We start from the raw sequence: 1,440 nt of genomic DNA, 5'->3' as shown, positions 1-1,440 counted from the left end.
AAAGCGTTACGCAATGAGCTTGAAAGGTGTCTAGAAAATCCGGGGCGATTCACACATCACCGGGAATTCACCGCCCAGGGATGCATCCTTGACCAGCACCGGAAACCCCTGGGCCTCCAGCCCCTCAATACCGGCGAGGATGCCAGGGTATTTGGCCAACACCTCGGCGGGTACGTCCGGCAGGGCGAATTCGCCTTCGATGATTTCACGCTTCACCGCCCGCTCGAAGATCTCCGACAGGCACTGCACCTGGGCTTCGGCCAAGGTGTTGCCGGCACTCATGCCGTTGCTCAGGTAGAGGTTTTCGATCAGGTTGGAAGGGAAATACACCACTTCACCATCGGACTGGCGCACAAACGGCAGCGAGACAATGCCACGGGCTTCATTGCCCGAGTTGGTGTCGAACAGGTGCGAACCGCGCAACTCGCCCTCGCGGTTGTAGATCTTCAGGCAGTAGGCATCGAGGATTTCACTCGGCAGCTCATCGTCCGGTCCCGGCTGAAACCAGCGCTCATCCGGGTAATGCACAAACGGCGCATTGGCCAGCTCTTCGCCCCAGAACTGGTCGTTGTAGAAGAAGTTGCAGTTGAGCCGCTCGATAAACTCGCCCAGCGCCGACGCCAGTGCGCCCTCCTTCGTCGCGCCCTTGCCGTTGGTAAAGCACATCGGCGAATGCGCATCGCGCACATGCAGCGACCAGACGTTGGGCACGATATTGCGCCACGAGGCGATCTCGATCTTCATGCCCAGCCCGGCGAGGATGCCGGACATGTTGGCGATGGTCTGCTCCAGCGGCAGGTCCTTGCCAGCAATGTAGGTGCCCGCCTCGGACGTGGAATTGGGCATCAACAACGCCTGGGCGTCGGCGTCGAGATTTTCCACCTGCTCAATCACGAACTCCGGCCCGGCCTGCACCACTTTCTTCACGGTGCAACGGTCGATGGAACGCAGGATGCCCTGACGGTCCTTGTCCGAGATGTCCGCCGGCAGCTCGACCTGGATCTTGAAAATCTGGTTGTAGCGGTTTTCCGGGTCGACGATGTTGTTCTGCGACAGGCGAATATTCTCCGTGGGAATATTGCGCGTCTGGCAGTACAACTTCACAAAGTACGCCGCACACAACGCCGACGAAGCCAGGAAGTAATCGAATGGCCCCGGTGCCGACCCATCGCCCTTGTAGCGGATGGGCTGGTCGGCAATGACCGTGAAGTCATCGAACTTGGCTTCAAGCCGAAGGTTGTCGAGAAAGTTGACCTTAATTTCCATGCGGGCACACCAGAATAACGAGCTAAACAAATTGGCGGCCATTATGAAGCGTTTCGCCGGGAAGTCTCAGGGTTTTGCGTGTGGGTTGCCGATCGGTGGTAACGTCCAACCGACCTGTAGGAGCGAGCAAGCCCGCTTGTGTCTTGATCCGGGATTAGACTGAGGTGAGAGCGG

At 58.5% G+C, this 1,440-nt stretch carries 1 pseudogene; it reads right to left on the bottom strand.

Annotated features, from left to right (window positions below):
- Window positions 1-51: 51 nt before the first annotated feature.
- A pseudogene (locus E4P01_RS15115) lies at window positions 52-1,266 on the bottom strand (YcaO-like family protein); the annotation flags it as partial.
- Between the last annotated feature and the right edge of the window lie 174 nt (window positions 1,267-1,440).

The organism is Pseudomonas sp. NCIMB 10586 (assembly GCF_023127895.1).
GTDB classification, from domain to species: Bacteria; Pseudomonadota; Gammaproteobacteria; order Pseudomonadales; family Pseudomonadaceae; genus Aquipseudomonas; species Aquipseudomonas synxantha_A.
Note: the sequence above shows the minus strand (reverse complement) of the source record. Positions and strands in the feature narration are given on the sequence as shown.